This is a genomic window from Actinomadura sp. NPDC049753 (genome assembly GCF_040674655.1).
Lineage (GTDB): Bacteria > Actinomycetota > Actinomycetes > Streptosporangiales > Streptosporangiaceae > Spirillospora > Spirillospora verrucosospora.
This window is the reverse complement of sequence record NZ_JBFARL010000121.1, coordinates 1-25,362: the sequence shown is the minus strand read 5'-3', so window position 1 is coordinate 25,362 and position 25,362 is coordinate 1. Positions and strand designations below refer to the sequence as shown.

Below are 25,362 nucleotides of genomic sequence, written 5' to 3'. Positions count from 1 at the left end.
GCCGCGGTGGCGGAGCACGGCGCCGAGCAGCCGGCGGCCGGACAGCGGGACGCCGAGGGCGCGGGCGCGGGCCGCCGCCTCCTGCGGGTCGGAGTAGGCGTGCGCGAGGATGCGGGCGATGATCGTCCCGTGCGCCTGCCGCTCGACGCTCTCGGCGTGCCGGTCGAGGAGCCGGCCGAGGGCGAGGGTGGTGGCGGCCCGCTCGATCAGCACGGTCTCGCGCGGGGACGGCGGCGCGCCGAGGTCGACGATCAGCCGGCCCCAGTCCTCCCCCCGCGCGCCGACCATCGTGACCAGCCAGCCGGACGCCTCGTCGTAGCCGGTGCGGCGGCCGGGGCGGACGGCCCGCGAGCGGGTCTCCCACGCCGACAGCAGCTCGGCCGGGTCGGCGCCGCCGGCGTCCGCGGCGAGGACCTGGTGGGCGAGGTTCTCCAGCACCACCGGGTGCCCGCCGAGCGCCGCCACCTGCCGGACGACCTCGTCGGTGGAGGCGCCCTCGACCGACAGCTGCGTGAAGATCTCGTGCAGCTGCTCGGAGGCGCGCAGCTCGGCGAACTGCTCCTGGACGATCCGGGCGTGCACCGACTCGGTGATGTCGACGAACGCGGGCTCGTGCGCCAGCACGATCACCGGCAGGCCGAACTCCTCGGCCGCGGCGATCAGCGGGGGCGGCAGCACGCTGGCGTAGCGCCGGCCGAGCTCGATCATCAGGCCGCTGACGCCGACCTCGGCGAGGTCGGCGATGTAGGCGCGCAGCCGCTCGGGCTCGTCGGGCAGCGCGATCCCGGTGGTGAGGACGAGCTCGCCGCCGTGCAGCAGATGCGCGATGTCGGTGACCTCGGCGACGTGCACCCAGCGGACCCGGTTGCCGGTGCGGTCGGCGCCCGCGACGACGTGCGGCTGGCCGCGGCGTACCGCGTCGAGCTGGAGGACGTCGTCGACAGTGGGCAGCATCACGGCGAGGATATCCGTACAGGGTGTCAGCGGCGGTGATCCGGCCGTTACAGATCGTCGGCCGCCAGCAGACCGTTAAGCGGAGGCGCCCGGTCCTGACACTCTGCGGGTGGCCGCGGCCGCCCGCCGGAAACGAGACTTGGAGCATGTCGGAACACGCGAACCTGCTCAGGCGCCACCGGGCCGTCATGCCGTCCTGGATGGCGCTCAACTACCGGGACCCCATCGAGATCGTCGGCGGCAAGGGCAACCGTGTGACCGACGCCGAGGGGAACTCCTACCTCGACTTCTTCATCGGCATCCTGACGAACATGCTCGGGTACGACGTGCCCGAGGTCCGGGACGCGGTGGAGCGGCAGATCGCCACCGGAGTCGTGCACACCTCCACGGCGTACCTGCTGCGCGGGCAGGTGGAGCTGGCCGAGAAGATCGCCCGGCTGTCGGGCATCCCTGACGCCAAGGTGTTCTTCACCAACTCCGGGACGGAGGCCAACGAGACCGCCCTGCTGCTGGCCGCGTACGCGCGGCGCAGCGACCAGGTCCTCGCGATGCGGCAGAGCTACCACGGCCGGTCGTTCGCCGCGACGGGCGTCACCGGGAACCGCGGCTGGACGAACCTGTCGTACTCCCCGCTGGACGTCCACTTCCTGCACGGCGCCGACCGCCGGCTCCCGCAGTTCGCCGGGATGTCGGACGAGCAGTACATCGACGCGTGCACGCAGGACCTGCGGCACGTGCTGGCCACCGCGACCGGCGGCGACGTCGCCGCGCTCATCGCCGAGCCGATCCAGGGCGTCGGCGGCTTCACGATGCCGCCGGACGGCCTGTTCGGCGCCTACAAGCGCGTCCTCGACGAGTTCGGCATCCTGTTCATCTCCGACGAGGTGCAGACCGGCTGGGGGCGGACGGGCCGGGGCTTCTGGGGGATCGACGACCACGGCGTCACCCCGGACATGATCACGTTCGCCAAGGGGCTCGGCAACGGCTTCGCGGTCGGCGGCGTCGTCGCGCGCGGCGACCTCATGGACGGCCTCCACGCGGTCGGCATCTCCACGTTCGGCGGCAACCCGGTGTCGATGGCCGCCGCCAACGCCACGCTCGACTACGTCCTCGACCACGACCTGCGGTCCAACGCCGCCCGGCAGGGCGCGACGATCATCGGAGGGCTGTCGGCGGCGGCCGGCCGGTTCCCGATCGTCGCGGACGTGCGGGGCAAGGGCCTGATGTTCGCGGTCGAGCTGGCCGATCCGCGGACCGGCGAGCCGAGCCCGCCGCTCGCCGCCGCGCTGATGGAGGCCGCCCGCGAGCGGGGGCTGCTGGTCGGCAAGGGCGGCCTGTACGGCAACGTGGTGCGCATGGCGCCGCCGCTGACCCTCACCGACGACGAGGCCGCGGAGGGCCTCGGCATCCTGATCGCATCGCTGGAAGCCGTCAACGAGACCGCCGTCGCCGGAGGGCGCGGGCCGTCCGCTCGCCGGGAGGACGCATGACCGGGCACGTGACGCACTGGATCGGCGGGAAGCCGTTCGCCGGGGAGAGCGACCGGCGGGGCGAGATCTTCGAGCCCGCGTCCGGGCGCGTGGCCGGGACCGTCGACCTCGCCGGGGACCGGGAGGTCGACGCCGCGGTCGCCGCCGCGAAGGCGGCGTTCCCCGGCTGGCGGGACGCCTCGCTCTCGCAGCGCACGAAGGTGCTGTTCCGCTTCCGCGAGCTGGTGGACGCGCACCGCGGGGAGCTCGCCCGGCTCATCTCGTCCGAGCACGGCAAGGTCGTCGCCGACGCGGCCGGCGAGGTCGCCCGCGGGCTGGAGGTCGCCGAGTTCGCCTGCGGCATCCCGCACCTGCTCAAGGGCGGGTTCTCCGAGAACGTCTCCTCGCGGGTGGACGCCTACTCGATCCTCCAGCCGGTCGGCGTGGCCGCCGGGATCACCCCGTTCAACTTCCCGGCGATGGTGCCGATGTGGATGTTCCCCGTCGCGATCGCGTGCGGGAACACGTTCGTGCTCAAGCCGTCCGAGAAGGACCCGTCGGCATCGGTCCGGCTCGCCGAGCTGTGGGCCGAGGCGGGGCTGCCGGACGGCGTCTTCAACGTCCTGCACGGGGACAGGGCGGCGGTGGACGGCCTGCTGCGCCATCCCGACGTCAGGGCGGTCAGCTTCGTCGGCTCCACCCCGGTCGCGCGCCACATCTACGGGACGGCGGCCGCGAACGGCAAGCGCGTGCAGGCGCTCGGCGGAGCCAAGAACCACATGCTCGTGCTGCCGGACGCCGACCTCGACCTCGCGGCGGACGCCGCGGTGTCGGCCGGCTTCGGGTCGGCGGGGGAAAGGTGCATGGCGATCTCCGTCGTCGTCGCCGTGGACCCGGTCGGGGACGAGCTGACGGCCAAGATCAAGGAGCGTGTCGCCGGGCTGCGGGTGGGGCCGGGCGACCACCCCGATTCGCAGATGGGGCCGCTCGTCACGAGGGAGCACCGGGACAGGGTGGCCTCCTATCTGGACGGCGCCGTCGCGCAGGGCGCCACGCTCGCCGTCGACGGGCGCGACCCGGACGTCCTGGGCGGCGCCGGCGACGGTTTCTGGCTCGGACCGGCCGTCCTCGACCACGTCACCCCGGACATGGACGCCTACCGGGACGAGATCTTCGGCCCGGTGCTGTCGGTCGTGCGGGCCGGGTCCTACGACGCGGCCATGGAACTGATCGCCGCCAACCCCTACGGCAACGGGACCGCGATCTTCACCAACGACGGCGGGGCGGCGCGCCGCTTCCAGAACGAGGTGGAGGTCGGCATGGTCGGAGTGAACGTGCCGATCCCGGTGCCGATGGCCTACTACTCGTTCGGCGGCTGGAAGGACTCGCTGTTCGGCGACAGCCACGCCCACGGCATGGAGGGCGTCCACTTCTACACCCGGACGAAGGCCGTGACGGCGCGCTGGCTCGACCCGTCCCACGGCGGGGTGAACCTCGGCTTCCCCACCAGCGGCTGAGGGCGCCGCGGGAATTACCTACCGAGCGCGTTTTTCCGTTGTCAATTTCCGTCCTGGGCGGCAGGGTGAATAATGGCTCCACCCCATTGACTGGGTCTGTGTCCGGCGACACAATCTGACTGTCTCCCTTAATTGAAGCGAATTCAAAAGTCAGGGTCGGCAGTAAGGAACCCGGGGTCGTCGGGCCGCGGGCCGGTGGAGCCGGATGTGCAGGAGAGCCGCGCTATGACCGCAGGCGACCACGCCGCCGAAGTGGACGCGCTCGGAAGGCGATTCCCGGGCTGGACCATTTGGTTCGGCCTGTTCACCGGCCATTGGTGGGCGTTGCCGCCCAGGGACCGCGACGTGGGGGACTTCCTCGAGGCCGACACTCCGCAGCGGCTCATCGCGCGGATCGAGGTGGTCGCCGGCACCGCGCCGGCGCGGCGCCCGGCCGGCGGGCCGGCGCCCCCGGGCGGCCTTGTCCGGCCGCCCCGCGACCCCCGGCAGGACGTGCGGCGTCCCTCGAACCTCCTCCGTCTCGAGGGCGTCACACCGCCGCCGTCCGGCCGGGTACCGGTGATCGCGTGGCCGGGCGGCACCGCAGGGTGATCCGCCGTTCCCCACCCCCACCACGCCCACCGGTGCCGCCGCGGCCCCGGACGGGACGCGGGCCCGCGCCATATCCTCTCCAGCAACCTCCGTTTATGGCGCGGACGCCAGCACCCGCCGTCCCTTCCGGGGCCCGGCGGCCTCCCCTTCCAGCGGTTCGGCCGAAATCCGCATCGGAGAGTGCGGTAATGGTCATGCCGGTGTCACCCGCGGGAAAGCCCGCCGGGAAACAGACGAGTCGCGATCTTCGGTAATTCCGGCTGAAGTGCCCCTGGGGCGGGGGAGAAGTTCCGCGAGACCGTCGATCACATCGTCAGCGTCCGCCGCGACCCGCGCAATGGCGGCCGAAGGCGTCCGGTGCCGCCGTCCGCGGGCAGGGTCGGTGCGTCCGTCCGCCGCGGAGACGCTACGCTGCGCCGACGGGCCCGTTCGCGAGGGGGAGGGCCCTGGCACGGATCGGGAGCGACATGCGGCGCAGGGCCACGGCACGGGTCAAGGCGGCGACGGCCCTGGCGGCGGCCGCGGCACTCGGCGCCGCGGGGCTCGGCGCGTGCAGCGGCGGGGACGACAAGCCGGTGGGCGTCGCCAAGGTGGTGAGCACCCTCGGCCCCGGCGAGGGGGCGCTGAACCTCCTCACGCTGCCCGGCTCGGTGGAGAGCGGCGGCACCGACCCGCGCGTCGACTGGGTCACGCCCTTCCAGGAGCGCACCGGCTGCAAGATCGGCCTGAAGGTCGTCAAGACGCCCGAGGAGATGGCCGACCTCATGCGCGACCGGGGCCGCCGCTACGACGGCGTCGCCGCGCCGCCGGAGGTCGCCGGGCGGCTGGTCGAGGAGAACCAGGCCGTCCCGATCAACCCCGACCTCGTGGACGGCTACAAGAAGCTCGAACCGAGGCTGCGCAAGCTCCTGGAGCGCGACGGCAAGCACTACGGCCTGCCGTACGTGTGGGGCTCCAACCTGCTGATGTACGACACCCGGGCCGTCCCGGCGCCGACGAGCTGGGCCGCGCTGTTCGACCCCGGCCAGGCCCGCCGCTACTCCGGGAAGATCGTCATGCGGGACAGCCCGCTCGCGATCGCCGAGGCCGCGCTCTACCTCAAGGGCCGGCAGCGCAAGCTCAAGATCCGCGACCCGTACTCGCTGACGCCGGCGCAGCTCTCGGCGGCCGGGCGGGTCCTGGCCCAGCAGCGTCAGTTCGTGGGGGAGTACTGGGACCTCCCGGCCGACGCGGTCAGCGCGTTCGCCGGCGGCCGGGCCGTGCTCGGCCAGGCCTGGCCCTACCACGCGGACGTCCTGAACCGCGCGTCGCGGCCCGTCCAGAGCGTCATCCCGTCCGAGGGCGCGACCGGGTGGATGGACGCGTGGATGATCGGCGCCCGCGTCCAGCACCCGAACTGCATGTACCAGTGGCTCCAGTGGACGGCCTCGCCGGACGTCCAGCAGCAGGTCGCCGAGTGGACGGGGGTCGCGCCCGCCAACCCGCAGGCGTGCTCGGGCGACCGTCTCAAGTCCGGCTTCTGCGCCGCCTACCACGTGGGCGACCGCGGCTACCTCAACAAGATCGTGTTCGCGCACGCGCCGTCGAAGACGTGCGGCGGCGAGTCGGGCAAGAAGGACTGCACCGACTACGCCGAGTGGACGCGGACCTGGATCCAGGCCACCAAGGCCTGAGGTCCGCGCGAGAGTCTCTCCGGCGCGCCCGACCGCCCCCAGTCGGGCGCGCCCTGATGGGTGGTCCCGGGCTTCCCCCCGAAACGCCCAGGTCACCCTCTCCCTGGAGAGACCTCCATGACGGCGGCGCCTGCCGCCGTCCGCGCCGGGGGCGGCTCTCCCACCGCCCGTCCGGCGCCCGTGAGCGGCTCCCGGGGGCCCCGCCGTGCGCGGGGTACCGGCGGGGCGGGTGCGCAGTCGTCGCACGCGAACACCCCGGACGAGTCCGGCAGGCGGCCGGCGCGGACGCGCGGCCGGGGCCACCTCTTGCGGCAGACGACGCACGCGTCGCCCAGGCGCTGGGCCGTGCTCAACCCCTGCGGGTCGACGACCGGCTCGCCCGTCTGGCCCATGTCTCCATCCCCCCGGTGGGAGTCGCCTTCACGTCCTCCTTTATAGGCGGGGAAGAGTGTTGTCGCCGCTAGGGAAGGTGAAAAGGGCGGCAAAGCCTCACGTGTCGCCCTGCGCCCCAGGGGCTCGCGGGTTAAGCCCGGCACCCGGCACTGCGGGCCGTCGAGGCGATGACCGCTTTTCGGCAGGCTATGCGGTCACCGAGCGGACCCTTTGCTCTCTTTTGGGAGGTGCATACGTACAAAGGAGACATGTCGGCCAGGAACGTCGATGATCGGCGAGTCCGGCCCCACATGCCCCGCCTCCGGCGGGCGCGTGTGACCTTGGCGACGGACACCGCACTCGGCTGTCTGATGGTGGCCGCGGTGGGCGCGGCGGCCGCCGTCCTCTACGCGTTCGCCGGCGTGGACCGCCCCGTGGTGCTCGCGGCCGTCATGGCCGCGCTCGCGTCGGTGGCCGTCGCGGCGGCCCGGTGGGGGATGGCGCACTCCTCGCGCGGGTCGCTCCGTCCGGTGGAGCGGCTCCGGCGGGAGCTGGAGAGGCTGACCGAGGACGACGGGGGCGGCCGCGTCGCCGTCCCGGCCACGGGCGATGAGGCGGAGCGGCTGGCCGAGCGCGTGAACGAGCTGCTCGGCCGCCTGGAGACCGCGATGCTGGAGCGGCGCGCGTTCATCTCCGACGCCTCGCACGAGCTGCGCACGCCGATCACCGGGCTGCGCACCCGCATCGAGCTGGCCCTCGCCGCCCCCGAGGACGGCGACGCCGTCGACACCCTGCGCCACTCGCTGGCCGACATCGACCGGCTGCACCGGATCGTCGAGGACCTCCTCGTCCTCGCCCGCCTCGACTCCGGCGACATCCCCGCCCGGGAACCCATCGACCTCGGGGCGCTGGTGGAGGCGGAGGCCGCGCTGCGCAACCCGCCGGTCGCGATGGTGGTGAAGGCCGAGCCGGGCCTCATCGTCGGCGGCAACCGGCAGCGCCTCGGCCGCGCGGTGCGCAACCTGCTCGCCAACGCCGAGCGCTACGCCGCCGCGCAGATCGAGGTCGAGGTCCGCGCGGACGGCGACGGGGCCGTCGTCGAGGTGCACGACGACGGCCCGGGGATCCCGTTCGCCGACCGGGACCGCGTCTTCGAGCGGTTCGCCCGGCTGGACCCGGCCCGCAGCCGCGAGAAGGGCGGCAGCGGGCTCGGCCTGCCGATCGCGCGGGAGATCGCCCTCTCCCACGGCGGGACCCTGCAGGTCGCCGACGGGACCTACGGCGCCCGCCTCGTGCTCCGGCTCCCGCTCTCCCGCTGACTCAGCGGAACGCGTGGACGTTCTCCCCGACCCACTGCGCGAAGGAGCGGGACGGGCGGCCGAGCACCTTCTCCACGTCGGGGCTGACGCGGCGCTCGGCCTCGGTCGGCTCGCCGAGGATGTCGAGGGTGCCGTCGACGACCGGCGCGGGCATGAACTCCAGCATCTGCGCCCGCGCCTCCTCCCGGGTCTGCTCGGCGAACGCCACCGGCTCGCCGAGCACGTCGCCGATCGTCCGCGCCCGTTCCCGCGGCGTGATCGGGGCGGGCCCGGTGAGCTCGTAGACGCGGCCCTCGTGCCCGCTCTCCCGCAGGGCCGCGGCCGCGACCTCGGCGATGTCGGACGGGTGGACGAACGGCAGCGCGACGTCGGCGAACGGCGCGGCGGCCGCCCGGTGGGCGCGGACCGGCTCCGCCCACGCGAACGCGTTGCTCGCGAAGCCGCCGGGCCGCAGGATGGTCCAGTCCAGCCCCGACTCCCGGACGGCGTCCTCGAACGCCTTGAGGTGGCTGTGGCCGTGCGCCGTCGGGCGCGTGCCGGCGCCCTGCGAGGACATCAGCACGACCCGCTCCACGCCGGCGGACTTCACCACGTCCAGGACGGCGCGCGGGTCCAGGGCCTCGGGCGTGCCGAGCAGGTGCCCGGCGACGAGCAGGAAGAGCGCGTCCGCCCCGTCCAGGACGGGCCGCAGGGTCTCCGGCTCGGCGAGGTCGGCCGCGCGGTGGACGACGCCTGCGGGCAGGTCGCCGGGGTCGGTGCGCGACACCGCCGTCACCCGCTCGCCCGCCTCGGCCAGCGCCCGCACCAGCGGCCGCCCGACGTTCCCCGTGGCGCCCATGACAACGATCATTGCTTTCTCCCTCTGAGCTGCATTGACACCGCCGGGGCGGCGCCGTCGCGGTGCGACACGAGGAAAGCTAACATCCTGGATATAGTAGGTACCTAGAAGAAAGTGACTACCCCGGGAGGCCGTGATGGTGGACGCCAGGACCGAGGAGGCGCTCGACCCCGAGCTGGCCTGCCCGATCGCCCCGGTGGTCGACCTCGTGTTCAGCCGCTGGACGACCCCGATCCTCTGGACGCTGCACGAGTACGGGCGGCAGCGGTTCGTGGAGCTGCAGCGCCGCGTCGCCACGATCACGCCGAAGGTGCTGACCCAGCGCCTGCGGCAGATGGAGCGCGACGGGCTCGTCGTCCGCACCTACCACCCCGAGGTGCCGCCGCGCGTCGAGTACGAGATCAGCGAGCTGGGCCGCAGCCTCGCGCCGCTGTTCGCGGCGCTCGCGGAGTGGTCCGCCGAGAACCTGGAGAAGGTCGAGCGGGCGCGGAGCGCCTACGACGGCGACGAGGGCTGAGACGGGGGCTGATACGGGGGGCTTGGACGGAGGCCGGGACGGCGGCGGGGGCGAACCGCGTCCGCGCGACCCCGGGGCGGCCGATGCCCGACAATGGACGCGTGATGTCTCCTTCAAGCCCCGACACGGCCGCCCGCGAGCTGGTCGTCCTCGGCTCCACCGGCTCCATCGGCACCCAGGCCCTGGACGTGATCCGACGCAACCCCGGCCGGTTCCGGGTGACGGGGCTGGCGGCCGGCGGCGGGCGGGTGGACCTGCTGGCCGAGCAGGCGCTGGAGTTCCGCCCCGAGGTCGTCGCGGTGGCCAGGGCCTCCGCGGCGCAGGAGCTCCAGCTCGCCTTCTACGCCGAGGCCAAGCGGCGCGGCTACTCCTCCGGCGACTACCCCATCCCCAAGATCGTGGCAGGTCCCGACGCGGTCGCCGAGGTCGCCGCCTGGCCGTGCGACGTGGTGCTCAACGGGGTGACCGGCGCCCTCGGCCTCGCCTCGACGCTGGCCGCGCTGGACGCGGGGCGCACCCTCGCCCTCGCCAACAAGGAGTCGCTCATCGTCGGCGGCCCCCTCGTCAAGGAGCGGGCGCGCCCGGGGCAGATCGTCCCCGTCGACTCCGAGCACTCGGCGCTCGCCCAGTGCCTGCGCGGCGGGCGGGCCGAGGAGGTGCGGCGGCTGGTGCTCACCGCGAGCGGCGGACCCTTCCGGGGGCGGGCCCGCGACGAGCTGACCGGCGTCACCCCGGAGCAGGCGATGAACCACCCGACCTGGGACATGGGCCCGGTCATCACGATCAACTCCGCGACCCTGGTCAACAAGGGCCTGGAGGTCATCGAGGCGCACCTGCTCTTCGACGTCCCGATGGACCGCATCGAGGTCATGGTGCACCCGCAGTCGGTCATCCACTCGATGGTCGAGTTCACCGACGGCTCCACGCTGGCGCAGGCGAGCCCGCCCGACATGCGGCTGCCGATCGCGCTCGGCATCGACTGGCCCGACCGGGTGCCGGACGCCGCGCCCGGCGTCGACTGGACCAGGGCGCACACCTGGGAGCTGTTCCCCCTGGACGACGAGGCCTTCCCCGCGGTCGCGCTGGCGCGCCGTGCCGGCGAGCTGGGCGGGACGGTCCCCGCCGTCTACAACGCCGCCAACGAGGAGTGCGTGGAGGCCTTCCGCGCGGAACGGCTCCCGTTCCTCGGGATAGTCGACACCGTCGCGCGGGTAGTGGAGGAGCACGGTTCGGGCACCAGCGGAGGCCTGACGCTCGACGACGTCCTCGCGGCGGACTCCTGGGCGCGGACCAGGGCCAGGGAACTGACCGCGACCGTCTGACCCGGGGCCCGCCTCGGGAGGAACCTCGGAGGGGACCCGATGGCCTTCTTCCTCGGCGCGGTGGCGTTCGTGGTGGCACTGCTGGTCTCGGTGATGCTCCATGAGGGCGGGCACCTGCTCACCGCCAAGCGGTTCGGGATGAAGGCCACGCAGTACTTCGTGGGGTTCGGCCCGACCCTGTGGTCCGCCCGCCGGGGCGAGACGGAGTACGGCGTGAAGGCGATCCCGCTGGGCGGCTTCGTCAAGATCGTCGGCTACACGCCGCTGGAGGAGATCCCCGCCGCGGACCGCCCGCGCGCGTTCTACCGGCAGCCCGCCGGAAGGCGCGCGGTCGTCATCGCGGCCGGGGTGGTCGCCAACCTCGTGTTCGCGTTCCTGCTGCTCATGGTGATGGCCATGACGATCGGCGTGCGGGAGCCCGGCACGGTGACCAGCACGGTCGAGGCGGTCACGACGTGCGTGCCCGCCTCGCTGTCCAGCGGCTGCGGCGGGGACCGGCCGGCGTCCCCCGCCGTGCGGGCCGGGCTGCGCGCGGGCGACCGCGTCGTCTCGTTCGACGGCACCCCGATCTCCGACTGGAGCGGGCTCACCCGGGCGATCGACGCGGCCGAGCCGGGCCGGACCGTGACGGCCGTGGTCGTGCGGCCGGGCGCGCCGGAGCCGGTGACGCTCCGGATCACGCTCGCGGACGTGCACGGGCGGCCGTTCGTCGGCATGTCGGCGAAGGTCGTGGGCGCCGGGTACGAGCGGACCGGGCCGCTCAACGCGGCCGTGTTCGCCGGGGAGGGCATCGGGCGCACCGTCGCGGGGATCGGGCGGGCCGCGGCGGACCTGCCCTCCGCCGTCCCGAAGCTGTTCTCGCCCGAGCGGGGGAGCACGCCCGGCGGCCAGGTCGGCAGCGTGGTCGGTGCGACCGAGGTGTCCGGGCAGATCTTCTCCGCCCAGAGCTCCGCCCGCGACAAGCTCGCCCTCTACCTCTCGCTCGTCGTCTCGGTGAACATCTTCCTCGGCGTGCTCAACGTGCTGCCCCTGCTCCCGCTGGACGGCGGTCACCTCGCGGTCGTCGCCTACGAGCGGGCGCGGGCCGGCGTCAACCGGATCAGGGGGCGGCCGGATCCGGGCACCGTGGACATGACACGGCTCATGCCCTTGACATACCTGGCCGTGCTGTTGCTGGTGGGATTCGGCGTGCTCCTGATTCTCGCCGACGTGCTGAACCCCCTCCGACTGCCGTAATGACGTGAAACGTTTACCGAGTGTGCTCAAATGGTCACACTGGCTGAAGCCGGGTGCCGTCAACTCAGCCGCGCGGGGCACCTAGGCTTTGTACGGGGCCGAAAATTGAGGAGAGGGATGAGCGTTTCACTGGGTATACCGAGCGTCCGCGGCGAGGGCGACGGGCAGGGGGCGCCGGGACCGATCGCGCCCCGCCGCAGATCCCGGCAGATCATGGTCGGCGACGTCCCGGTGGGCGGCGACGCCCCCGTGTCGGTGCAGTCGATGACCACGACCCTCACCGCCGACGTGAACGCCACGCTCCAGCAGATCGCGGAGCTGACCGCGTCCGGATGCCAGATCGTCCGCGTCGCCGTGCCGTCGCAGGACGACGCCGAGGCGCTGCCGGCGATCGCGCGCAAGTCGCCGATCCCCGTCATCGCCGACATCCACTTCCAGCCCAAGTACGTGTTCGCGGCGATCGACGCCGGCTGCGCGGCCGTCCGCGTCAACCCGGGCAACATCAAGAAGTTCGACGACCGGGTCGGCGAGATCGCGCGCGCCGCCAAGGACGCGGGCGTGCCGATCCGCATCGGCGTGAACGCCGGCTCCCTGGACAAGCGCCTGCTGGAGAAGCACGGCAGGGCCACTCCGGACGCGCTGGTCGAGTCGGCGCTGTGGGAGTGCTCGCTGTTCGAGGAGCACGACTTCCGCGACATCAAGATCTCGGTCAAGCACAACGACCCGGTCGTGATGATCGAGGCGTACCGGAAGCTGGCGGCGGCCTGCGACTACCCGCTGCACCTCGGCGTCACCGAGGCGGGCCCGGCGTTCCAGGGCACGATCAAGTCGGCCGTCGCGTTCGGCGCGCTGCTGGCGGAGGGCATCGGCGACACGATCCGGGTGTCGCTGTCCGCGCCGCCGGTCGAGGAGGTGAAGGTCGGCACGGCGATCCTGGAGTCGCTCGGGCTGCGCAAGCGCGGCCTGGAGATCGTCTCCTGCCCGTCCTGCGGTCGCGCGCAGGTGGACGTGTACTCGCTGGCCGAACAGGTCACCGCCGGGCTGAAGGACTTCCCGGTCCCGCTGCGCGTCGCCGTGATGGGCTGCGTGGTGAACGGGCCCGGCGAGGCCCGCGAGGCCGACCTCGGCGTCGCGTCGGGCAACGGCAAGGGCCAGATCTTCGTCAAGGGGCAGGTCGTCAAGACCGTCCCCGAGGCGCAGATCGTCGAGACCCTGATCGAGGAGGCGATGCGCATCGCCGACGAGATGGGCATCGAGATCGCCGAGGACGGCACCGTCTCCGGACCGGGCGCCGAGGTGGTGGTCGGCTGACCCCCGCGTCCGGGCCGGCGCCCTCGCTCCGGGCGGCGCCGTAACGGGACTTCAGGGCCCCGGGTCTTGTGACCCGGGGCCTTTTCGTATGCCCGGAATCCGTCCCGGAGCTGGGCATCCGCGACCGGAACGTTCGGAGTTATCACAGAGTTCCGCTGATCTTGTCACGATTCCGCATCCACTCTGATGGGCCCCTGTTGGGCGGTACGCCCGAACCGCAACAATCTTCACTCATTTACCCGTATGTCTGACTCAACCGGAGTCGGCACGATAGGGGGATATGTGAAGAGGACTGTTGTCGTGGCCGCGGTGGCCGGGCTCGGTCTCACCGGTCTCGGCGCCACAAGCGCACAGGCCGCGAGCCCCTCCGCCGGAACGGCCGGAGGATTCAACCCCTCGGCGGCCCAGTGGCACGCCTGCCCCGCGGACTTCGTCCAGACGGTGCACGACCTGTACGACGGGCTGTACCCCGTCTCCAAGATCGTCCAGTGCGCCGAGCTGTCGGTGCCGATGGACTACGCCAAGCCGCAGGGCAAGAAGATCACGATCCAGCTCACCAGGACGCCGCACACCGGCTCCGGTCCGGCCAAGGGCGACATCGTGGTCAACCCCGGCGGGCCGGGCGGTGGCGGCGCGCTGTTCGGGCCGCGGGTGTTCGCGCAGAACTCCGCCCCGATGCGCGAGGCGTACAACGTCATCGGCTTCGACCCGCGCGGCGTCGGCATGAGCGTCCCGGCCCTGAGCTGCGACCCGAACTACACCAACGCCCCGCGCCCGGACTACGGCACCGGCGACCGGAAGTCGGTCGCCACGTGGCTGAAGCTGTCCAAGGGCTACGCCGAGGCGTGCGGCAAGGCCGACAAGACCGGGCTGCTCAACCACATCAAGACGATCGACTCGGTCAACGACGTGGAGTCGATCCGCCGGGCGCTCGGCAACAAGAAGCTCGACTACTACGGCGCCTCCTACGGCACCTACCTCGGCTCCACCTACGCCACCGTCTACCCCAAGAACGTCGGGAAGATGGTGCTGGACGGCAACGTCGGCCCCTCCGACGCCTGGTACGACGCCAACCTGAACCAGGACGTCCAGTTCGACATCAACATCGACTACTACTTCGGCTGGATCGCCAAGTACGACTCGGTGTACCACCTCGGCACCACGCAGAAGCAGGTCCGGAGCTTCTTCTACGACCTGCGGGCGCAGCTCAAGAACAAGCCGGTCTACTACACCGACCCTGACAGCGGGCAGACGCTCGCCGTGGGGCCGGACGAGCTGACCGACGTGATCCTGAACGCCGGGTACCGGCGCAGCCAGGCCATCTGGCACGGGTACGCGTCCGCCCTCTCGGCGTACAAGTCGGGCGACACCGCCACGTTCGCGGGGACGTTCGGCGCGCCGACGACCGGCGGCTCCGACGACAACGGCTACGCCGTCTACCTCGGCGTGCAGTGCACCGACGTCCAGTGGCCGCTGAGCTGGAACAAGTGGCAGCGCGACAACGAGCGGATCGACCGGAAGCACCCGTTCGAGACCTGGGCCAACGCCTGGTACAACGCCCCGTGCCTGTACTGGCCCGCCAAGGCCGGCAAGCCGGTGAACATCGGCCACACCCGCGACCTGCCGCGCAACATCCTCATGTTCCAGTCGACCGCGGACGCGGCCACGCCGTACGCGGGCGCGCTGGAGATGCACCGCCGGCTCAAGGGCTCGCGCCTGGTCGTCCAGGACGGCGACCGCACGCACTGCATCGTGCACCGCGGCTCCGCCCAGGTGGACGCCTACTTCGACGCCTACTTCCTGCGGGGAGAGCGTCCGAAGCAGAGCACCGTCCACGTCCCGCAGCTCGGTGACCCGAAGCCGCCGTCCACGGCGACCGCCAGGACGCTGAGCGGCGCGGGCTCGCAGAAGGCCGCGCAGCTCAAGGCCGACGTCATCCGCTGACGCCGGTAGCAGCCCATGCGGTCCGGACCCCGGGGAGCGGTCCCCGGGGTCCGGCACCGCCGGCCGCGCAGGTCGCGGCACGCAGGTCGCGGCAAGCAGGGCGCGACACGCAGGTAGTACGCATCAGCCACGCATCGGCGACGCCCCCCTCCGGCATGGCGCCGGCCCGGAGTCGCCGATCTGAGGGGGTCAAGTGAAAAGGATCGTTCTCGTCGCGACCGCTGCGGTCGTGGCGGCGGGCGGCGCAGGGTTCGCCGTCTCCGCGAGCGCGGACACCGGGGGCTCCGGTGCCGCCGCGGTCAAGGGCATCGACTGGGGCAAGTGCGAGGTCAGCGGCCCTAACGACCCGATGAACAAGGCCGAGTGCGCCCAGGTCGAGGTGCCGCTCGACTACGCCCGGCCCAACGGCCGCAAGATCTCCATCGCGGTGTCGCGCTTCCGGCACACCGACGAGAAGAACTACCAGGGGACCCTGTTCGTCAACCCGGGCGGCCCGGGCGGCAGCGGCCTGCAGTACGCGCCGGCCCTCGCCCGCTGGATCGGCGGCACCGGGCACGCCGACGTCGCCGCCAAGTACGACATCATCGGCTTCGACCCGCGCGGCGTCGGCTCCAGCCAGCCCGCGCTGAGCTGCGACCCGAACTTCTCCGACCCGATCCGGCCGGACTACGTGCCCTCCTCCGCCAAGGAGGAGAAGGCCTGGATCGCCAAGTCGAGGAAGTACGCGCAGGACTGCGCGAAGAAGTTCGGCTGGCTGCTGCCGCACATGCGCACCACCGACGCCGCGCGCGACGTCGACGCGATCCGCGCCGCGCTCGGCCAGGAGAAGATCAGCTGGTACGGCTTCTCGTACGGCACCTACTTCGGCGCCACCTACGCCACGCTCTTCCCCAAGCGCGTGAAGCGGATGGTGCTGGACGGCAACGTCAACCCGAAGACGGTCTGGTACGACGCCCAGCTTGAGCAGGACAAGGCCTTCGAGCACAACATGAAGGCCTGGTGGGCCTGGATCGCGAAGTACGACTCGCTCTACCACCTCGGCAAGAGCGAGAAGGCCGTCGAGGCCAATTACTACGCCGTCCGCGCCGCCGCGAAGAAGGCGCCGATCGGCGGCAAGATGGGCCCGGACGAGCTGGACGACACCGTGCTGTCCGCCGGCTACAACACCGGCTACTACATCCCGTTCGCGCAGGCGCTCTCGGCGTGGGTCAACGACAAGGACGCCTCCGGGCTCCTCGACTGGATGAACCCCGGCGGCGACGACAACGGCTTCGCCGTCTACAACGCCGTCCAGGCCGCCGACGCGCGCTGGCCGCGCAACTGGAGCAAGTGGCACCACGACGCCGCGAAGCTCTACCGGCAGGGCTACAGGTTCAACACCTGGAGCAACGTCTGGTTCAACGCCCCGATCGCCTTCTGGCCGTTCCAGGGCGGGCCGGAGTTCAAGCTGAAGGGCGCCAAGGGCCTGGCGGGCATGCTGCTCGTGCAGTCCACCCAGGACGCGGCGACCCCGGTCGCGGGCGGCGTGGAGATGCACAAGCTCTTCCCGTCCTCGCGCCTGGTGTTCGAGGTCGGCGGCAAGACCCACGCCAACACGCTCAACGGCAACGCGTGCCTGGACGACAGGGTCGCGGCGTACCTCGACACCGGGGCGCTGCCGCAGAGCCACCGCGGCCCGGACGCCTACTGCAAGGCCGTCCCGGCGCTGAACGACCCCGACCCGACGGCCATGACCGCGAAGGCCGCGCGCGCCTCCGCGGGCAAGGACCTCCCGGTCGGGCGCCCGTAGCGGTCGGCGGCACGGCCATCGGATAGTACGCAGGCGTGTTCCGCGGTGCGTCCGTCCCGTCCCTCCACGAGGGCGGGGCGGGCGCACCGCGTCTCGCTTACTGGCGTTCGTTTCGCGAGTGGTCCCGTTTGGGGCTGGAATCGCGCGATCCTCGGGGTGCGCGGTTCCCGGCCGCCCCGCCGGTAGAAAGCGAACGTGCTGAACGACGCTGGAAAGAGGGCCGCCGCCGGAACGGCGGCCGCCGCGGTCACACTCGCCGTCGCCGGGGCCGCCGCACTGGGGAGGCCCGCGGACGCCGCCCCCGCCCCCCATCCCGACCCGAGGCCCGCCGGTCTCGCGTGGAGGTCCTGCCCCGCCAAGGATCCGGTGGAGGGCACCCGGCTCAAGGGCCTGCAGTGCGCGTCCGTCCGGGTGCCGCTCGACTACGCGGACCCGGCCGGGCGGCAGATCACCCTGGAGATCAGCCGCGCCCGGCACACCGCGTCCAGGTCCAGGGGCGTGGTGCTGCTCAACCGGGGCGGGCCCGGCGCGCACGGGCGCGACCTGGCCGCGTTCTTCGCGGGGTCGCTGCCGAAGCGGGTCGCGGCGTCCTACGACTGGATCGGCTTCGACCCGCGCGGCGTCGGCGCCAGCAGGCCCGAGCTGATCTGCGACCCCGGCTACCAGAGCCCCGGCCGCCCCCGTCCCGACACGGTCCCCGCGAGCGCGGCTGAGGAGGAGGCGTGGAAGGCGCGGGCGCGGCACTACGCCGGCGACTGCGCCCGCCGGTACGGCGCGATCCTCCCGCACATGGGCACCGCCGACTGGGCCCGCGACATGGACGCCGTCCGCGCCGCCCTCGGCCAGCAGAAGATCAGCTACTTCGGGTACTCGTACGGGACGTACCTCGGCGCGGTGTACGCCACGATGTACCCGCAGCGGGTCCGGCACATGGTGCTCGACAGCGTCGTCCGGCCGAGCGGGGTCTGGTACGGCGACAACCTCGACCAGAACGTCGCCTTCGAGAAGCGCATCCACGCGTACTTCGCCTGGATCGCCCGCCACCACAGGACCTACCGGCTCGGCGACTCCGGACGGAAGGTCGCCGCCGCCTACGCCAGGGTGCGCGCCGCGCTCAAGGCCAAGCCGATCGGCGGGCGGATCGGGCCCTCCGAACTCGACGAGGCGTTCCTCGCCGACGGGTACGGCGACTACAACTGGGCCGGGCACGCGAGGGCCCTGTCGGCCTACGCCGTCCGGCACGACCCGGGGCCGCTGCGCAAGGTGTGGCAGCCGCCGTCACGGCTCGACCAGAACAACTACACGGTCTACAACGCCGTCCAGTGCCGGGACGCGGCCTGGCCGCGCGACTGGGGGCGCTGGCACGCCGACAGCGAGCGCCTCTACCGCCGGGGCTACCGTTTCGAGACCTGGAGCAACACCTGGTACAACGCGCCCTGCGCCTTCTGGGGGGTTCCGGGCGGGCTGCAGCCGCGGGTCGGGGGCGGCTCCGCGCTGCCGCCGATCCTGATGGTGCAGGCCACCGAGGACGCCGCGACCCCGTATCCGGGCGCGCTGGAGATGCACCGCCGGTTCCCGACCTCCAGGCTGCTCGTCCAGGTCGGCGGGCGCAACCACGGCGTCTCGCTGACAGGCGACAGGTGCGTCGACTTGGCCGTCGCCGCGTACCTCGGCGGCGGGGGGCTGCCCGCGAACCGGCCGGGGCCGGACCGCGAGTGCGCGGCCGGGCCCGAACCTGTCGTGGCGAAGGCGGGCAGGGCGGAGCACGCGGCCGCGCACCGGTGACCCCTTCCCGGACGAGGCCATGACGGAGGCCGCGGAGGTGGACGGCGTCCGGACGGCATAGGCTTGTCCACGTGGAGCCATCAGTGGTGAGGGCCGGGGGCCGGTAGCCGTGCGGATGCTGGGCTCGATGCCGGTGCGCGTGCTGGACGACAGGTACCGCGCGGAGGCCCTCGCGATCCTGGACGCCGACCCGGTGTCCAACGTCTTCGTGAGCTCCCGCGTGCACGCCGCGGGGCTCGATCCGCGCCGCCTCGGCGCCCAGATGTGGGGCTACCTGCGGGACGGCAGGCTCGTGTCGCTGTGCTACTCGGGCGCCAACCTCATCCCGGTCGCGGCCGGGCCGGATGCCGTCCGGGCGTTCGCCGAGCGGGCCCAGGCGCAGGGACGGCGCTGCTCGTCCATCGTCGGGCCCGTCAACGCGGTCGGAGAGCTGTGGGAGATCCTCGCGCCGTACTGGGGGCCGCCCCGGGCCGTCCGCGCCGCCCAGCCGGTGATGGCGACCTCCTCCGTCCCCGACGTGCCCGCCGACCCCGGCGTGCGCCGGGTCCGGATGGAGGAGTTCGACATCGTCTACCCGGCCTGCGTGGCGATGTTCACCGAAGAGGTCGGGGTGTCGCCCAACGCCGGTGACGGGGGCGTGCTCTACCGGGCCCGCGTCGCCGAGCTGATCCGCGACGGTCGCGCCTTCGCCCGCATCGAGGACGGCCGCGTCATGTTCAAGGCCGAGGTCGGCGCCGTCACCCCGCGCGCCTGCCAGGTGCAGGGCGTGTGGGTGCCTCCCGACCTGCGGGGGCAGGGCCGGTCGGAGACGGGGATGTCCGCGGTGGTGCGGGAGGCGCTGCACGGCATCGCGCCGACCGTCTCGTTGTACGTCAACGACTACAACACCCGGGCGCGGGCGGCGTACCGCCGGGTCGGATTCACCGAACTGGGCTCTTTTATGTCGATTCTCTTCTGATTGTCATTGCGTGCCTGATCTGACCCGGTACCTGAATCGATCTTCTGGGCCGGGTACCATCCCGCCGTGGAGTTCGCCGGGGCGTTGCGGCAGGCGATTCAGTCGAGCGGGCTGACCCTGGAGCGGATCCGTCACCGGCTCGGCCGGCGCGGGCTCACGGTCAGCGTGGCCACCCTGAGCTACTGGCAGCGGGGCCGCAGCCGGCCGCGCTCGCGCACCGTGGTCGTCGCGCTGGAGGAGATCCTGCAGGTGCCGTCCGGCGCCCTCATCGAGCTGCTGGAGGATCCCGCGCCGAACGCCGCGCCCGTCCGGGGCACGGCCGCGCGCGCCGGCGCCCCGGGCGGGCCGAACGGGACGGAGCGGGGCCGCGGCGTCCGCGACCTGTGGCCGGACGCCGAGCGCTACGCCTGCCTCGTGGGGCAGCTCGACCGCTCGGGCGACCACCGGCTCGAACGGCTCAGCGTCCACGACGTGTACCGGCTGGACGAGGCGCGCCGGTCCTGGACGCTGTCGGTGCGCACCGTCCTGCGGGCCACCGGAGACGACATCGACCGCGTGGTCTGCGTCCACCAGACGGGCGACGGCGACCTTCCCGGCGTGGTCGACGGCGACGCGGCCGGGCTGCTCGACGTGCGGTACTGCCGCCCCGGCCGGATCCGCGCCGAGAGCGGGCTGGTGGCGTTCGAGCTGGTCTTCGACAGGGTGCTGGCGACGGGGGACACCGCGGTCATCGAGTACGAGCTGGGCCCGATCGGGCTGCCCGCGCCCGACAGCTACGACCGGCGCTTCTCCCACCCCGTCCACGACTACCTGGCGCTCGTCCGGTTCGACGGCGACCGGCTGCCCGCCCGCTGCTACGGCTTCACGGCCGAGAGCTCCACGTCCCCGCGCCGGCGGCTCGGCGAGTTGTGGATCGGCACTTCGGGAAGCGCGAACCTCGCGGCCGGAACCGTGCGGCGCGGGATAGTGGGCATCGAGTGGGAATGGCATTAGCATCGGGAAAAGCAAATCGAACGGAAATGCTGACGATTTCTCACGTTCTCGTCGAGCATTCCTGTCGATCGGCTTCGTGACCCCGGCCTTTCTCGGGGCCGGGGTGACTCCACGAATGGAGTTCCGATGAAGAAACCCCTGCTCACGGCTGTCGCCGCGGCGTCCCTGATCGCGGCTTCCGCCGCGCCCGCTCCAGCCGTGACATTTCGCGCGCCGCTCACCCTCGCCGTCTCGGGCCGGGGAATCGCCGGCCAGTACATCGTGACGCTGAAGCCAGGTGTGTCGATCGGCGCCACCATTTCCCGGCACGGCATCAAGGCCATGTACCGATATGGCATGGTGCTGAACGGATTCGCCGCAAAGCTCACTCCCAAGAAACTCGCCAAGCTGCGCCGCGCGGCCGGCGTCGCCCGCATCGAGCAGGACGCGGTCGTCCAAGCCGACAGCACGCAGCAGAACCCGCCGTCGTGGGGCCTCGACCGCATCGACCAGACGGCGCTCCCGCTGTCGCACAGCTACACCTACGACTCGACGGGCGCGGGTGTGTACGCCTACATCGTCGACACCGGCATCTCCACCGCGCACCCGCAGTTCGGCGGCCGCGCGTCCAACGTGTACGACGCCCTCGGCGGCAGCGGCGCCGACTGCAACGGCCACGGGACGCACGTCGCCGGGACGGTCGGCTCCACCTCCTACGGCGTCGCCAAGAACGTCTACCTGCGCGGCGTCCGCGTGCTGAACTGCCAGGGCAGCGGCAGCAGCTCCGGCGTCATCGCGGGCATGAACTGGGTGGCGGGCCACCGCTCCGCGCCCGCGGTGGCCAACATGTCGCTCGGCGGGGGCTACTCGCCGGCGATGAACTCCGCCGCCGACAACCTCGCGAACTCCGGTGTCTTCCTCGCCGTCGCCGCGGGCAACGACGGCCGCAACGCCTGCGACTACTCGCCGGGGAGCGCGGCCGGCGCCACCACCGTCGCGGCGAGCACGATCACCGACGCCAGGGCCTCGTACAGCAACCACGGGTCCTGCGTCGACCTGTACGCGCCGGGGTCGTCCATCACCTCGACCTGGCTGAACGGGGGGACGAACACCATCAGCGGCACCTCGATGGCCACGCCGCACGTCACGGGCGTCGCCGCCCTCTACAAGGCCACCTACGGCGACGCGTCCTTCGGCGCCGTCCGCGGCTGGCTCGTCTCCAACGCCGTCAGCGGCGTGATCAGCGGCAACCCGGCCGGGACGCCGAACCGCCTGCTCGACAAGCGCGGCCTCTGACCGGCGCCCGGGCCCGTCCCGCGCCGGCGGGCCCGGGACCCGCGACGCCCTCCCGCGGCGCGTGCGGCGAAGGCGCACCCTGTCGCGCCGCCGGGAGCCGGTGCCGCGGCGCGCCGGGATTGGTACCCGATTCGGCGGAGTATGGGCCCGATGGTTGTGACACTTTGCCTGTTGGCATCGGGGCCGGGGAGCCTTACAGTGAGCGCGGAAGTTGCAATTGCGGTAGTCAAGGCCGTTTTGCGGGGGCCGGCCGGAGCCGATCCGGAGGCCGAGCATGCAGAGTGTCGCAGAGGACGATCTTCTCCAGATCCTCCAGTACGGGCCGTTCAACGTCGCCCTGCACGCCGCCATCCAGGCGCGCGGCCTGAGCCTCGACTCCCTGCGGCGCCGCCTGGAGGAGCAGGGCATCGCGGTCAGCCTGTCCACGCTGAGCTACTGGCAGCGCGGCCGGACCCGACCCGAGCGCGCCGACTCGCTGCGCGCCGTCCGCGGCCTGGAGACCATCCTCGAACTGCCGCGGCACTCCCTGCTGACTCTGCTCAGGCCGACCACCGACCGTCCCGCCGGCCCCTGGCTGCCGGTCGAGGAGCTGTGCCCCGAGCCCGGCGTCCGCGACCTCCTGGACGAGATCGGCGACCGCGGCGAGCGGCAGCTCACCGGGCTCAGCCTGCACGACCAGTACCTCATCGGGCGGCGCCGGGAACTGCGCGAGGTCCGCGTCCGCGCGGTGTTCCAGGCCCAGCAGCGCGGCGTGGACCGCTGGATCGCCGTATACCACCACCCGCAGGGCGTGCTGCCCTCGTCCCGCACCGTGCGCGGCTGCCGGTTCGGCCGCGTCCGGATGGACGAGACGAGCGGCCTCATCGCCGCCGAGCTGCTGTTCGACCGGGCGCTCGGGCGCGGCGAGACCTACCTGCTGGAGTACGGCTTCGGGTTCGAGGAGACCGGTCCGCCCGTGACCGAGGAGGGGCGCGGCTTCCGCACCCCGCAGCACGAGTACCTCATCGAGGTCCGGTTCCACCCGGCGGCGCTGCCCGCCCGCTGCTACCGGACGTGGCGGCCCGACGGGCACACCGCGCTGAAGGACTCCGCCGACCTGCGGCTGTCCAGCTACCAGAGCGTCCACTTCATCGAGTTCGGGATGGCCGCGGGTTTCCACGGCATCCGCTGGGAGTGGACCTGAGCCGCAGCGGACATGCCGCTACCGCACGAGCAGGTCGAGAAGGCGGTCGAGCTCGGCGGCCGGATCCCCGGTGAGCCCCGCGTGCACCGGACCCGGCTGCACGATCGTGCTGCGCGGCGCGGTCAGCCACCGGAACCGCGCGCCCGGGGCCTCCCGCGCTGCCTGGCCCGCGCGCTCCCCGCCGCAGCACACCGCGTCCACCGCGGTGAGCGCGGACCGGACGCCCGCGAGGTCGAGCGAGGGGTCCAGGGCGAGCAGGCGCCGCTCGTCCAGGTGCGTGCGGCATCCGAGGTAGTCGAGGGCGCGGCAGTACACGACCACGCCGACGTTCATGGACTCGCCCCGCTCGACGCGCGGGACGACGCGCAGCGCGGCGTACTCGAACACCGTCGGCTCGGCCGCCGTCCTGATGTTGGTCGTCCTGCCGGCGGTCATGAGGCGCCCCCGAGCCAGCCGGGACGGTTCTGGCCGCGCCGCGCGGAGGTGTCCGGACGGTGGGAGCTGACGTCGAGGGCGGGCAGCCACTCGCGCGGCTTCCCGGCGCGCGGCAGCAGGATGTCGAGGTAGGCGTCGCGGAGCGCCCCCGGGTCGGCGAAGCCGGGCTCGCCCTCCAGCCAGTGGTCCGGGACGAGGCCGGCGACCTCGCGCAGCAGCCCCTCGGTGATCTTCGGGGCGAGCTCGGCCTCGGCCTCCTCCAGCCGGGTCGCGTACGGGGTCAGCACGTGGTCCTCGACGTCGTAGGGGCCGGAGAACAGCCGGGCCGCGTTCGGCCACGCGTGGTGGAAGATGAGGCTCGCGCCGTGGTCGATGAGCCACACGTCGCCGTGCCACACGAGCATGTTGGGGTTGCGCCAACTGCGGTCGACGTTGCCGATGAACGCGTCGAACCACAGCACCCGGGACGCGAAGCCGGGGTCGGGGCTCCAGCCGAGCGGATCGAAGCCGAGCGACCCGGGCAGGAAGTCGACGCCGAGGTTCCAGCCGGGGCTGGCCTTCAGCAGGTCCTGCACGTCGGGGTCGGGCTCGTGACGCCCGATCGCCGGGTCCAGGTCGATGAGCACCTGCTCGGGCACCCGGAGGCCGAGCCGGCGCGCCAGCTCACCGGCGATCACCTCGGCGATCAGCGCCTTGCGGCCCTGCCCGGCCCCGTGGAACTTCATGACGTAGGTGCCGAGGTCGTCGGCCTCGACGACGCCCGGGAGCGATCCGCCCTCGCGGAGCGGCGTCACGTAGCGGATGGCGGTCACATGTGGCAACACGTCGCAACGCTATCGGCTGGGGCGGCGGCCGGGATAATCGAATACATGGGCGTTGAGCTGGTCGACCTGTCGGTGCCGATCGTCACGGGCATGCCGGTCTATCCGGGCGACCCCGAGGTGGAGGCCGTCCCGGCCCTCACGGTCGCGGACGCCGGGGTGAACGTGCTGCGGCTGCACCTGGGGTCGCAGACCGGCACGCACGTCGACGCCCCCTTCCACATCGACGACGCGCTGCCGAGGCTGGACGAGCTGCCGCTGGAGCGCTTCACCGGCCCGGCCGTGGTGATGGACGTCCGGGGCCTGCCGCCCCGCGCGCCGATACCGCCCGGCGCCGTCCCGCCGGGGCTCGCGCCGGGCGACGTCCTGCTCATCGCGACGGGCTGGTCGCGGCACTGGGGGACCGGCGGCTACCTGGCCCACCCCTATCCGGCGCCCGAGACCGCGGAGGCCATCGTCGCCGCGGGCGTCAGGACGGTGGGCATCGACGCGCTGAGCGTGGACCGGACCCCGCCGCCGGGCTCGGACGACTTCTCGCTCGCCGCCCACCGCGTCCTCTGCGGCGCCGGAGCCGTGATCGCCGAGAACCTGACCGGTCTCGGACGTCTCGCCGACGCCCAGGCCGCGGGCTGCGCGATCGAGGTCTCCCTCTTCCCACTGGCCCTGGCGGGCGCGGACGGCGCCCCCGTCCGCGCGGTCGCGCGCATCGACGACCGCGCCGTCCTCGTCTGAGAGCGGGGCGCGTGCCGTCCGGCCATACTGGGGCACCGCCGACGGGAGGACGTGTGGACATGCGGGTGGAATGGGCGACGGACCAGGGCAGCCCCGAGCGGCCCAACGAGGACTTCGTGGCGGCGGCCGCCGGGGCGGTCGTGGTGCTCGACGGGTGCGGGCTGCCGCTCGGCACCGACCTCGGCTGCGTCCACGGGACCGCCTGGTACTCCCGCTCGCTCGGCACCCGGCTGCTGGCGCGGATGCTGGACGGGCTCGGTCCGCAGGCCGGCCCGCCGGTGGGGCCGCCCGAGGGCGCGCACCGGCCGGGGGCCCGGCCGCTGGTCGC

At 72.8% G+C, this 25,362-nt stretch carries 22 protein-coding genes and 1 pseudogene; 18 read left to right on the top strand and 5 right to left on the bottom strand.

What is annotated here, in order from left to right; translation table 11 throughout:
• The coding region (locus tag AB0K37_RS26845) for a PucR family transcriptional regulator ligand-binding domain-containing protein (protein ID WP_363985660.1) at positions 1-954 on the bottom strand (954 nt) is incomplete at its 3' end.
• Positions 955-1,100: 146 nt separating this feature from the next.
• Here AB0K37_RS26845 and AB0K37_RS26840 point away from each other — a divergent pair.
• The 4 genes from AB0K37_RS26840 (at position 1,101) to AB0K37_RS26825 (ending at position 6,204) form a co-directional block, all read left to right on the top strand.
• A complete protein-coding gene (locus AB0K37_RS26840; RefSeq protein ID WP_363985659.1) occupies positions 1,101-2,444 on the top strand; it encodes an aspartate aminotransferase family protein in 1,344 nt (447 codons plus the stop codon).
• Positions 2,441-3,940, top strand: coding sequence for a CoA-acylating methylmalonate-semialdehyde dehydrogenase (locus AB0K37_RS26835; RefSeq protein WP_363985657.1), 1,500 nt, complete (start codon positions 2,441-2,443; stop codon positions 3,938-3,940). Before AB0K37_RS26840 ends, AB0K37_RS26835 begins: the two co-directional genes overlap by 4 nt.
• 225 nt (positions 3,941-4,165) lie before the next feature.
• Positions 4,166-4,531 carry a hypothetical protein gene (locus AB0K37_RS26830; RefSeq protein WP_363985656.1) on the top strand — a complete coding sequence of 122 codons (366 nt, stop codon included), beginning with the start codon at positions 4,166-4,168 and terminating at the stop codon, positions 4,529-4,531.
• 467 nt (positions 4,532-4,998) lie between these two features.
• The gene (locus AB0K37_RS26825) at positions 4,999-6,204 is read left to right on the top strand and encodes an ABC transporter substrate-binding protein (RefSeq protein WP_363985654.1); all 1,206 of its coding nucleotides are present in this window, start codon (positions 4,999-5,001) and stop codon (positions 6,202-6,204) included.
• A 92-nt stretch (positions 6,205-6,296) separates the two neighbouring features.
• On the opposite strand, the gene AB0K37_RS26820 is transcribed toward AB0K37_RS26825, so the two are convergent.
• Positions 6,297-6,596, bottom strand: a complete 300-nt coding sequence (locus AB0K37_RS26820) for a hypothetical protein (RefSeq protein WP_363985652.1) — start codon at positions 6,594-6,596, stop codon at positions 6,297-6,299.
• Positions 6,597-6,911: 315 nt separating this feature from the next.
• Here AB0K37_RS26820 and AB0K37_RS26815 point away from each other — a divergent pair, with 315 nt between their 5' ends.
• Entirely contained in the window at positions 6,912-7,895 is a 984-nt protein-coding gene (locus AB0K37_RS26815; protein ID WP_363985651.1) for a HAMP domain-containing sensor histidine kinase, read from the top strand.
• 1 nt (position 7,896) lies between these two features.
• Here the strand turns inward: AB0K37_RS26815 and AB0K37_RS26810 are convergent, their stop codons facing one another.
• A complete protein-coding gene (locus AB0K37_RS26810; protein WP_363985649.1) occupies positions 7,897-8,745 on the bottom strand; it encodes an NAD(P)H-binding protein in 849 nt (282 codons plus the stop codon).
• A gap of 124 nt (positions 8,746-8,869) precedes the next feature.
• On the opposite strand from AB0K37_RS26810, the gene AB0K37_RS26805 reads away from it, so the two are divergent.
• The 11 genes from AB0K37_RS26805 (at position 8,870) to AB0K37_RS26755 (ending at position 23,046) form a co-directional block, all read left to right on the top strand.
• A complete protein-coding gene (locus AB0K37_RS26805; protein WP_363985647.1) occupies positions 8,870-9,250 on the top strand; it encodes a helix-turn-helix domain-containing protein in 381 nt (126 codons plus the stop codon).
• Between the two features lie 104 nt (positions 9,251-9,354).
• Positions 9,355-10,572, top strand: a complete 1,218-nt coding sequence (gene dxr, locus AB0K37_RS26800; RefSeq protein WP_363985664.1) for a 1-deoxy-D-xylulose-5-phosphate reductoisomerase — start codon at positions 9,355-9,357, stop codon at positions 10,570-10,572.
• Positions 10,573-10,611: 39 nt separating this feature from the next.
• Entirely contained in the window at positions 10,612-11,808 is a 1,197-nt protein-coding gene (locus AB0K37_RS26795; RefSeq protein WP_363985645.1) for a site-2 protease family protein, read from the top strand.
• A gap of 117 nt (positions 11,809-11,925) precedes the next feature.
• Positions 11,926-13,119, top strand: a complete 1,194-nt coding sequence (ispG, locus tag AB0K37_RS26790; RefSeq protein WP_345175103.1) for a flavodoxin-dependent (E)-4-hydroxy-3-methylbut-2-enyl-diphosphate synthase — start codon at positions 11,926-11,928, stop codon at positions 13,117-13,119.
• Positions 13,120-13,401: 282 nt separating this feature from the next.
• Positions 13,402-15,063 carry an alpha/beta hydrolase gene (locus AB0K37_RS26785; RefSeq protein WP_363985643.1) on the top strand — a complete coding sequence of 554 codons (1,662 nt, stop codon included), beginning with the start codon at positions 13,402-13,404 and terminating at the stop codon, positions 15,061-15,063.
• A 193-nt stretch (positions 15,064-15,256) separates the two neighbouring features.
• Entirely contained in the window at positions 15,257-16,852 is a 1,596-nt protein-coding gene (locus tag AB0K37_RS26780; protein ID WP_363985642.1) for an alpha/beta hydrolase, read from the top strand.
• A gap of 195 nt (positions 16,853-17,047) precedes the next feature.
• Positions 17,048-18,637 carry an alpha/beta hydrolase gene (locus tag AB0K37_RS26775; protein ID WP_363985640.1) on the top strand — a complete coding sequence of 530 codons (1,590 nt, stop codon included), beginning with the start codon at positions 17,048-17,050 and terminating at the stop codon, positions 18,635-18,637.
• 115 nt (positions 18,638-18,752) lie between these two features.
• The gene (locus AB0K37_RS26770) at positions 18,753-19,595 is read left to right on the top strand and encodes a GNAT family N-acetyltransferase (protein ID WP_363985662.1); all 843 of its coding nucleotides are present in this window, start codon (positions 18,753-18,755) and stop codon (positions 19,593-19,595) included.
• A 66-nt stretch (positions 19,596-19,661) separates the two neighbouring features.
• Entirely contained in the window at positions 19,662-20,588 is a 927-nt protein-coding gene (locus AB0K37_RS26765; protein ID WP_363985638.1) for a hypothetical protein, read from the top strand.
• Positions 20,589-20,714: 126 nt separating this feature from the next.
• On the top strand, positions 20,715-21,863 hold the full coding sequence (locus AB0K37_RS26760) for a S8 family peptidase (RefSeq protein ID WP_363985636.1): 1,149 nt from the start codon (positions 20,715-20,717) through the stop codon (positions 21,861-21,863).
• A gap of 274 nt (positions 21,864-22,137) precedes the next feature.
• Positions 22,138-23,046, top strand: coding sequence for a hypothetical protein (locus AB0K37_RS26755; RefSeq protein WP_345175110.1), 909 nt, complete (start codon positions 22,138-22,140; stop codon positions 23,044-23,046).
• A gap of 18 nt (positions 23,047-23,064) precedes the next feature.
• Here the strand turns inward: AB0K37_RS26755 and AB0K37_RS26750 are convergent, their stop codons facing one another.
• Both AB0K37_RS26750 and AB0K37_RS26745 read right to left on the bottom strand, forming a co-directional pair.
• The gene (locus AB0K37_RS26750; RefSeq protein ID WP_258938586.1) at positions 23,065-23,481 is read right to left on the bottom strand and encodes a DUF3037 domain-containing protein; all 417 of its coding nucleotides are present in this window, start codon (positions 23,479-23,481) and stop codon (positions 23,065-23,067) included.
• Positions 23,478-24,305, bottom strand: coding sequence for a HipA family kinase (locus tag AB0K37_RS26745; RefSeq protein WP_363985634.1), 828 nt, complete (start codon positions 24,303-24,305; stop codon positions 23,478-23,480). The genes AB0K37_RS26750 and AB0K37_RS26745 overlap by 4 nt, the downstream gene beginning before the upstream one ends.
• A 45-nt stretch (positions 24,306-24,350) precedes the next feature.
• Between AB0K37_RS26745 and AB0K37_RS26740 the strand changes: the two genes are divergently transcribed.
• Entirely contained in the window at positions 24,351-25,034 is a 684-nt protein-coding gene (locus tag AB0K37_RS26740; RefSeq protein WP_363985632.1) for a cyclase family protein, read from the top strand.
• Positions 25,035-25,093: 59 nt separating this feature from the next.
• Positions 25,094-25,362: pseudogene (locus AB0K37_RS26735) on the top strand (hypothetical protein); the annotation flags it as partial.

Excerpts from the sequence above, each read along its gene's own strand:
- AB0K37_RS26840 (WP_363985659.1), top strand. The coding sequence starts at position 1,101 with ATGTCGGAACACGCGAACCTGCTCAGGCGCCACCGGGCCGTCATGCCG.
- AB0K37_RS26835 (WP_363985657.1), top strand. The coding sequence starts at position 2,441 with ATGACCGGGCACGTGACGCACTGGATCGGCGGGAAGCCGTTCGCCGGG.
- AB0K37_RS26830 (WP_363985656.1), top strand. The coding sequence starts at position 4,166 with ATGACCGCAGGCGACCACGCCGCCGAAGTGGACGCGCTCGGAAGGCGA.
- AB0K37_RS26825 (WP_363985654.1), top strand. The coding sequence starts at position 4,999 with ATGCGGCGCAGGGCCACGGCACGGGTCAAGGCGGCGACGGCCCTGGCG.
- AB0K37_RS26820 (WP_363985652.1), bottom strand. The coding sequence starts at position 6,596 with ATGGGCCAGACGGGCGAGCCGGTCGTCGACCCGCAGGGGTTGAGCACG.
- AB0K37_RS26810 (WP_363985649.1), bottom strand. The coding sequence starts at position 8,745 with ATGATCGTTGTCATGGGCGCCACGGGGAACGTCGGGCGGCCGCTGGTG.
- AB0K37_RS26805 (WP_363985647.1), top strand. The coding sequence starts at position 8,870 with ATGGTGGACGCCAGGACCGAGGAGGCGCTCGACCCCGAGCTGGCCTGC.
- dxr (WP_363985664.1), top strand. The coding sequence starts at position 9,355 with ATGTCTCCTTCAAGCCCCGACACGGCCGCCCGCGAGCTGGTCGTCCTC.
- AB0K37_RS26795 (WP_363985645.1), top strand. The coding sequence starts at position 10,612 with ATGGCCTTCTTCCTCGGCGCGGTGGCGTTCGTGGTGGCACTGCTGGTC.
- ispG (WP_345175103.1), top strand. The coding sequence starts at position 11,926 with ATGAGCGTTTCACTGGGTATACCGAGCGTCCGCGGCGAGGGCGACGGG.
- AB0K37_RS26770 (WP_363985662.1), top strand. The coding sequence starts at position 18,753 with ATGCTGGGCTCGATGCCGGTGCGCGTGCTGGACGACAGGTACCGCGCG.
- AB0K37_RS26760 (WP_363985636.1), top strand. The coding sequence starts at position 20,715 with ATGAAGAAACCCCTGCTCACGGCTGTCGCCGCGGCGTCCCTGATCGCG.
- AB0K37_RS26755 (WP_345175110.1), top strand. The coding sequence starts at position 22,138 with ATGCAGAGTGTCGCAGAGGACGATCTTCTCCAGATCCTCCAGTACGGG.
- AB0K37_RS26750 (WP_258938586.1), bottom strand. The coding sequence starts at position 23,481 with ATGACCGCCGGCAGGACGACCAACATCAGGACGGCGGCCGAGCCGACG.
- AB0K37_RS26740 (WP_363985632.1), top strand. The coding sequence starts at position 24,351 with ATGGGCGTTGAGCTGGTCGACCTGTCGGTGCCGATCGTCACGGGCATG.